Origin of the sequence: Bacteriovorax sp. DB6_IX, assembly GCF_000447775.1 — a bacterium.
Classification (GTDB): Bacteria; Bdellovibrionota; Bacteriovoracia; order Bacteriovoracales; family Bacteriovoracaceae; genus Halobacteriovorax_A.
In genome coordinates, this window is the sequence record NZ_AUNJ01000263.1 from 1 (window position 1) to 7,932 (window position 7,932).

At 37.8% G+C, this 7,932-nt stretch carries 8 protein-coding genes and 1 tRNA gene; 5 read left to right on the forward strand and 4 right to left on the reverse strand.

All coding sequences use genetic code 11. From position 1 onward, the window contains the following. Positions 1 to 146 precede the first annotated feature (146 nt). A complete protein-coding gene (locus M901_RS07690; RefSeq protein WP_021277628.1) occupies positions 147 to 1,931 on the forward strand; it encodes a PilZ domain-containing protein in 1,785 nt (594 codons plus the stop codon). A gap of 206 nt (positions 1,932 to 2,137) precedes the next feature. Here the strand turns inward: M901_RS07690 and M901_RS07695 are convergent. Beyond that, positions 2,138 to 2,225, reverse strand: a tRNA-Leu gene (locus M901_RS07695). An 8-nt stretch (positions 2,226 to 2,233) separates the two neighbouring features. On the opposite strand from M901_RS07695, the gene M901_RS07700 reads away from it, so the two are divergent. Genes M901_RS07700 through M901_RS07715 form a run of 4 tightly spaced genes read left to right on the forward strand, consistent with a single transcriptional unit; the run spans position 2,234 to position 5,975 of the window. Further along, complete coding sequence (locus tag M901_RS07700; RefSeq protein WP_198295367.1) at positions 2,234 to 3,655, forward strand: hypothetical protein; 1,422 nt, start codon at positions 2,234 to 2,236, stop codon at positions 3,653 to 3,655. 42 nt (positions 3,656 to 3,697) lie between these two features. Further along, on the forward strand, positions 3,698 to 4,102 hold the full coding sequence (locus M901_RS07705) for a hypothetical protein (RefSeq protein ID WP_157679905.1): 405 nt from the start codon (positions 3,698 to 3,700) through the stop codon (positions 4,100 to 4,102). Beyond that, positions 4,102 to 5,631 carry an NADH-quinone oxidoreductase subunit C gene (locus M901_RS07710; RefSeq protein WP_021277627.1) on the forward strand — a complete coding sequence of 510 codons (1,530 nt, stop codon included), beginning with the start codon at positions 4,102 to 4,104 and terminating at the stop codon, positions 5,629 to 5,631. Before M901_RS07705 ends, M901_RS07710 begins: the two co-directional genes overlap by 1 nt. Then, positions 5,628 to 5,975 carry a hypothetical protein gene (locus M901_RS07715; protein ID WP_021277631.1) on the forward strand — a complete coding sequence of 116 codons (348 nt, stop codon included), beginning with the start codon at positions 5,628 to 5,630 and terminating at the stop codon, positions 5,973 to 5,975. The genes M901_RS07710 and M901_RS07715 overlap by 4 nt, the downstream gene beginning before the upstream one ends. On the opposite strand, the gene aat is transcribed toward M901_RS07715, so the two are convergent. The 3 genes from aat to M901_RS07730 all read right to left on the reverse strand — a co-directional run. Next, entirely contained in the window at positions 5,944 to 6,645 is a 702-nt protein-coding gene (gene aat / locus M901_RS07720) for a leucyl/phenylalanyl-tRNA--protein transferase (protein ID WP_021277630.1), read from the reverse strand. The two genes, M901_RS07715 and aat, sit on opposite strands and share 32 nt — an antisense overlap. Then, positions 6,632 to 7,741, reverse strand: coding sequence for an arginase family protein (locus tag M901_RS07725; RefSeq protein WP_021277626.1), 1,110 nt, complete (start codon positions 7,739 to 7,741; stop codon positions 6,632 to 6,634). The genes aat and M901_RS07725 overlap by 14 nt, the downstream gene beginning before the upstream one ends. 9 nt (positions 7,742 to 7,750) lie before the next feature. After that, positions 7,751 to 7,932: hypothetical protein (locus M901_RS07730; RefSeq protein ID WP_021277632.1), on the reverse strand; the 182-nt coding region annotated here is incomplete at its 5' end.

A 7,932-nucleotide genomic window follows, 5' to 3' on the forward strand; every position in this document is an offset into this window, starting at 1 on the left:
ATATTAGAGATTTTGTCTTCATTTTGCTATCTGTTTAAGTTGTTGAAAATAAACAATTCCCTTGTTTTATTCACATTTGTTGGCATGAATTTTAGCTAATCACTCAGGAATTATAGCATTTCTGCCGATAATAAGAAGTGTAGTTTATGATGAAAAGAAATCTTATAAATACCAAATTCTTTATTGCAAAAAATGGACATGATTATGCCCGTTTGGATGCACGCGCTCTCTTCTTAGAGGTAAAGGCCGGTCGTATTTATAAGGATAGCTATGTTTTTGAAGAGGAACTCGATCGCTGGGTTCATCTTATCTCTCATAAAGGTATTCCTTCTGTCATTAAGAATGAAGCTCTATTTTGTGACAGCAAAGTAGAAGAGCCAGACTTTAAACCTAAAGATGAAATTATAGTCAAAGAAATAGGAAGTGTTGATTCAAGTATTGTTAGTCTTCTTGAAACAAAGCTTGGTGAAATTGATTCTAAGATGACGGACTTTCAAAGACCACTCTCTGTTGAATCTGATATCTCTAAGATTTCAAGTAAGCTAGAATCTCTTGAGAAGTCTTTTGCAAGAGCTCCAAAGTCGACTAATAATAATTTAATTGAACAAGTGAGTAAGAATCTCATTGATCTTAAAGATGAGATCGTTAAATCTCAAGAAGTTTCATTAAGCTCTGAGAGCTTCATCAATATTGAAGAAAGAACTGATCAAGTTCTCACAGAAAAAGTAGAAAAAATATTCAACGACAAATTTCAAAAACTTACTGAGAAAGTCGAATCTATTAAGCCTGTAAATACAGAACAGAATCTCGATATTGATTTAGAAGAGAAATTTTCAAAGATCGATTCTGTCTTAGAAAAGCTTCTCGATCAGAATAAAGACATTAAAGATATCAAAGAACAACTGGCCGATAGTGGTGACGATCATCTTAGTGCGACAATGACTCGAATTGAAGATCATATTAGAGAACTCAATGGCAAAGTCGAGTCTACGTTGGAAACAACTGATGGACACAATCAAGTTCAGCAAGAAAAATTTGATAAGCTCTATGTAAAATATAAGAATCAGGTCATGGAAAATAAGGTCATGAAAGATAAACTCGATAAGGCCGTGAGGAAAATGAATATTCTTCATGAGAGAGTTAACGAGATGGCCCAAGCACAAACTCAACCACAAATAGAGGTTGCAAAACCAAGTCTGGAGGAGCTCGTTGAGGCACCTGTTGGTGAAGCGGCTAAGATAATTGAACTTTCTCGACCTGAAAAATCTCAAACTGAGAAAATGATGGAAGAAGAAGACTTTGATGAAATTCTTGGACTAGACGATCTTAAGAATGGAAAGTCATTCGAAGTTACTAATAATTGCAAATGGATGATTGATAACGGAGAGGGAGTCTTAGGACCTTATCGTTATGATCAAATGCTTAAGTTAAAGAGTACGGGAAAGGTGTCAAATGAGACTCTTATCAAAATTCAAGGTAAGGGTGTTTGGAAGCATGTTTCAGACTTTATTGAATTAACTGCCCAGAGCAAAATACTAAAAGAAGATAAGGAAAATCCTGAAAACTCAGTCTACTTAGTCGAAAGATCTGAATATAGAGCTGAAGTTCATGAGCTTGTGAATTTCACTATTAATGGCATTGAGCATAAGGGGTATCTGACTAATCTCAGTCTTGGGGGAGGGTTTGTAGAACTCACTCGTCTAGATGAAGAAGAGATCAAGATTGGCTCACAAGTGACGTTATATCTTGATGCGCCAGCATTTTCTGAGTCGATTGTTTGTGATCTTAAAATTCGAAGAGTTTCTAAGAAGAGACCGAAAGGTTTTGGATTCTCATTCGAGGCAAATAGTGAAAAGAATCTAGAAGTTCTTGGTCAGTTCATTGTTGACCATATTAGTGGAGCAAAAAAGGCCGGTTCTACGGCAGCATAATCTTCACTTGAAAAATTCCTGAATAAAATTGATAATTTAAATGTGGTTAGAAATTTCTAGCTGGGAAGTAATGGTGGTTCGGGCGGGACTCAAACGTGCGGCAAGGGCCATTGGGCCTTGACGAATAGTTTGCTCGCAGAAAATTCAAGCGATAGCGCCGAAATTTTCGAGACCAGCTTATTTATAAATTTGTAATGGGAAAGTAATGGTGGTTCGGGCGGGACTTGAACCCGCACGGGCATAATGCCCAACGGATTTTAAATCCGCATTGTCTACCAATTCCAACACCGAACCATTACGAGATGTTGATTATTTTGGACTTTATGCTAAGTATTTGTCAATTCAAAAATTTAAATTACCTTCTTATTTTTTTAACACTACTTGTTAGTAGCTGCGCAAAAAAAGAGGTTATCGTAGAGACGATTTCTCCTACAGGAAATTGGTTTAGCACGAAAGATCAATTCCGTTATAAGAATTTTGAAGGGGAGCCAGAGTCTCACTTATTCTTTGATTTTAAACCTGTTCTCAATATTGATAAGAAGTACTTGGATGTTGTTGTAGTGACACCGGAGAGATCAGATTTTCACTATGAGTTTGATCTTGTCAGTGGCAAGCGCTACTTCTCACATTCTTATTGTAAAGAGAGTGATGTATGGAAGAGTTACGAGCCTTCATTATCGACTCCTCCTTATACCGAGGCCTTTGTTCCTAGGCTTCTTGATCAATTAAAAATGCCTCAGAAGGTCGTTATTTTTGGTGATCGACAATACCTCTCAAGCGAGTCTTTCCCACAAGATGAAACAGTAAGGGTTCGTGTTATTGGTGGGATGATTGAGCAGTTTTGCGATAGCTTTCCTTGTGATGAAAATAAGAAGTGGAATTCTCGTTTAGTTCTCTTTGCAGTGAGCCCGCTAGATCCTGCTTATAAAGACACTCATAGTTTTGCAACTCTTATAAAGAAAATTGATTGGAAAGAAGTAAAGGCTTTTTTAGAAAACGCAAGAGGACGTACTATAAACGATCGCTCATTTTATCCTGCCTATAGACTCATTGGTCAGGTCTTTCCAACTAAAGCGATGAAAATGGCCTTAGAGATGGGTCATCTCTTTAGTGACAGAGAAGCAAAGACTTTGAGAAGATCATGTGAGAATGTCTACCAGAAGCTTTATAATCTCAAAACAGATGTTCTCCAAGCAGAGGGAACTTTTCCGAAGGCCTTTCATCAGTTTTACAAGAGATATTGGAATCTATTTAAAACTTGTCGACGATATGTGAGAGCTTCAAGTATCACCCATAATGCTAAAGATCATTGGTTCATGGAGTATATGGCCTCATTTATTCACGCTGAACAAATGGGCTATCTCTATCAATGCCGCACTAAGGCATGGGTTCGAAATGTTGAAGGTGTTGTCAAAAGACGAGAGAATGCTCAGGAAGAAGAGCTAAAGTTTTGTACGAGTGAGTCCTTAAATCTTGCCTTTGAAAAGGCGATAAACCTCATGACAGGTCTTTCAAGTAGTGGCCGTAGTTACTATCGCTATATTCAATATGACTCAGGTGCTAAATCACTTGGTAATAAGATCTATAGTTGGGTGCGTGATAATGGAAAGCGCCTATCTTGCGAGAAACCAAGGAAGTATAGCGTCTTTCCTTCTGATGTGACTTGGTCCCCAATAAAAAACCCTGAAAACAAAGATAAGGATGTAAGTGTTTACATAAGATAGCGATCTCTTTAAAATTGTAGACATATTATATCGGGGACTTAGTTGAAGAACGCAAAAGAATTAAGCAAATTTATTTACCAGAGTACTGGCAAGAAAGTACATTGGTATTTTGGAAGTTGTTGTTATGACACGACATCGGTTTGGTCGATGGAAGAGGTGAGCGATACAACTTACTCTACTTCACTTGAAGATTGTGACATCCTTGTTGTTGGAACTAAGCTTGGACAAACTGATCTGGAAAAAATTAGATCTGCTATGAAGACAAAGCAAAGAGAACTAGTGGCCTTCGGAAATTGTGTTATCTCTGGAGGGATTTTTAAGAAATCTTCTCAGCTCCCACTCTTAAGTGACGAGTTTAGTATTGATCTCTATATTCCTGGTTGTCCTCCGACTTTCACTCAATTAAAGGGGACTCTTTGTCAGTACCTTGAGATTCAGGAGTCATAATGAAAGTTGTCGATATCACTGACTCTATTCAAATTAAAGAAAAGCATGAATTAGAATCACTTTTTAAAAGTTATGAAAGAACAAGTGGACTTGTTTGTAAGGGCCTTACTTGTTTAGAGTTAACAGAACTTGATGAAATAAAACAAAAGTACGATCTGGACTCGCAGAGCTTTTTAATTATTTACCACTTTCATAATCTTGATAGCGAAGAGAGATTCCATATAGGTGTTAGTCTACTCTATGGACAGACAATGCAGTCATATTCTTATATATGGCCTAGTTTACATTACTTTGAGAATGAAATCTTTGATCTCTATGGAATCAAGTTCTATCGTTATGAAAGAATTCAAAAAGAAATCTTAGATAAAGACGGTCCTTCTTTTATGGAGAAGGCCGCTGAGATAACGCAAAAATCTGCTCAGAGACAAGAGGAGTTTGAAGAGGGAATTGATATCGTTGAGACGAACCTCTTTGAATATGGAATTCAAAGTCAAAGGGCCGCCTTTAAAATGGCGGTTCATGGTAAGAAGGTTGTTGGACTTAGGGCGCAGACAGAGTCACTCTTTTTGGGTCTTGAGAAAATTTTTGAACAAATCCACCTGGGTCATATTCAAAAATATATCTCTCACTCAAATAGTGCCGCTTTTATTCCGTATCAACTTCTTTGGGCCGAGACCCTTGAATACTCACAAGGTTTTGAGGCCAACTTCTATGAGCGAAGTAAGAGAATGCTTATCTATGAATTCTCGAAAATCATGGAGAATATTCGTTCGCTTTCTCTCACATTTAAAGTTCTCAACGAAGTTGATCCTCACTTAAAATGTCGTGAGTTTCTAAATAAACTTAAGCTTATTATGCTTGAGTTTGAACAAACACGACCGCATCCTCAGTTTGTAGGACCTTGCCACAATAGCGTCATGCCAGAGGGGTGGAAGAGAAAATGCTCTTCATTGGTAAAGTCGTTTGTTAATGATTTTGAAAAATTAAAAACGAGTGTGACAAGACTCTATCGCGTTCTCGATTTTTCTCATATTCGCTCAACTCGTATGAATGCTCTTAAGAGTGGTTATACAGGTCTTCCATTAAGAAGCTTTGGAGTGAGCTATGATCTAAGAAAGAATGATCAATTCTACTTATATAATGAACTAGAACTGAAGACTCCTCTTGGGATTAATGGGACTTCATATGACCGTATCCTTATTCGTATGGAAGAGGTCAAGGAATCATTTTCAAATATCATTCGTCTTATTGAAAGCTTCCCGATTCCTGCACAAATGGAAGAGTTCTCTGAAATCAGAGGACTAGATTCAGATAAGATTCTTTTCTCATACACTGAGTCTGGCTCAGGAGAGATTAATTTCTTAAGTGCTTTTAGAAAGGGAAGTGAGAGATTAAATCGCCTTCATATTATGGGACCAACTAAGAGAACTCTGAAAATCTATGAAGAGAGTTACCATACTTCGGATCTCGATCTTATGATCACTGATTGGGTAAGTTTAGGAATGAATATGGAAGAGGTGACAAAATGATTTTTGACAAGACTGTTTATTCGCCATCAAACTTCTTTCTTTCATTCTTAAAGAGAATGAAGCTTGTTTCCTTTTTAAGGGCCAATAGTGATCTTGAGTACACAGAGCAAACTCGTCGTTTCCCATGGTCTTTAGATAAGTTTAGCGGAGATGAACTTCACGAACTCAATGAACTGTGCCACGTTAGTGCTTTTAGCTTCGAGAAAAATCATCTCAATGTCGATATTTCGGTGTGTAACTCATGTGGTGATTGCAGCTCTTACGCAAGAAATAATATATCTCTAAAGGAATTGAGCACTAAAGAGTATGGACTTATATCTTTGGCGATGAATAGAGATGAGTGATATCTGGATCAAAGTTAGAAAAATCTAGACTTGATCTCTTTATTTCATTTTGTATTGTTTGAATAAAGTTTTTGCGCTCAATCTCTCTTGCTCCTAGGGAGCTTGTAATTCCTGTCACCATTTGAGTATCTAGAAAGACAACGTCATTTTGTTTCAGGTTATGCATCAGTGTGATCAGAGCAACCTTTGAAGCATTACTTTCTAAATGAAACATCGACTCACCAGAAATATACTTACCTAGACAGACTCCATAGAGTCCTCCTACGAGAAGTTCTCCTCTCATCACTTCAACACTATAGGCATGGCCTTGGCGATGAAATTCAATATAGCCTTCTAAGATTTCTTGTGTGATCCAAGTTCCTGTTGCTGAATTGGCATGGACATTTGCACAAATATTAATGACTTCTTCAAATTTCTGATTGAAGCTTACGCGAAAATCCGATTTTCTTAATTCTTTTTTTAACTTCTTAGGAAGGTGAAGCTCACTAGAGTAAATGACACCTCTTGGGTCTGGAGAGAACCAGGCCAGTGGATACTCGGGACCGACTGGCCAAGGAAAAATACCGCGAGAGTAAGCAAGCATAAGTGACTGGGGATGAAGATCCCCGCCAATTGCAACTAGTCCATTTTCATCAGCATCCTCTACAGATGGAAAATCAATGATGGGCATTGTCTATGGCCTCTATTAAGTAAGCCGAAATACTTGCTCCAACTTGTAGTGTACTCTCAGCCCCTGCTTTATCATTTCCTACAAGGGGAGCTATCTCGACCATGTCAGCGGCTGTTATCTTTATTTTACTATTAATCTCTTTTAAAATCATTAGACATTCATGTGGGAATAATCCTTCCGATTCTGGTGTTCCAGTGGCCGGGGCGAGACTTGAGTCAATGGCATCAATATCGAAGCTGACATAAACCTCTTCAATCCCTTGCTCAATTAGCTCTTGAGTGACTCGTTTTCCTAATTCTTGGGCACCTTCATCTTTGACATCCTTGGCCCAGTATTGATTGAGACCAAATTCATTTTCCCAGAAGGCCCTGTCCTTTCCACTTGAGCGAATTCCAAATTGGTAGCATGCTTTTGGAGATTCTAAATCATCTAGGACATGTGTAAGCCATGAACCAAAGCAGAGGTCAATTCCAAGCCTTTCTCTTAGAAGGTCAGTGTGTGCATCAAAGTGAATGATTCCGACTTTCTTTCCATCTTTTCTTTTGTTGCGAATCCAACTTCTGACAAGGGGGTAGCTGACAGAGTGGTCACCTCCGATTGCAAAGACTCCAATATCTTTATAGTTCTCATAAATATCGTTACAACATGTCTCAGTAATACTTAGAGGAGAAACAGGATACTCACTCTCTCTATTTTGATAGAGGGCGTTCTTACAACTTTCAAGAGTCTTGCCATTGAGATACTTATCGTGGAGAAGGTGAGGAATGACTCTTATATCTCCAAGGTCGTGATAAGTAAGTTGTTTATGATCTTTAAGAAGAGTGTTTCTTAAAAATAGAGGTCCCCAATTGGCCCCTCTTTGAATACCGCCACCACAATCAGAGCAAACCCCCAAGAGAACAGGTCCTTTGACTTCATTTATTTTTGGTAGCGTTGTCTTCCATATATCTTCTATATTTTCAGTTGTTCCATAGAGTTCTTGATAGAGAGAATCTTTTCTCTCTTTTGCTGTATTTACAGTGAAGACTCCAGCTCCTGGAGGACATAAGTAAGACTCAAAATTCTTAATTACCTTGTCGTTCATTTTATCACTCATGGTTCACCTCTATATTAGTATATCATTGATTATTTTATTCTTAAGAAGAAGCCTCTCGTATTTCTTCTTAAACTTATCTTCTTCTAACTCAAAGAAGTCTTTAATAGTATTTAGCTCATGTTCAATAATGACTTGGTCAATATCTTCATAGACTCCAGCAATATGTGAGCTAAGATGAATATTCTTATGGA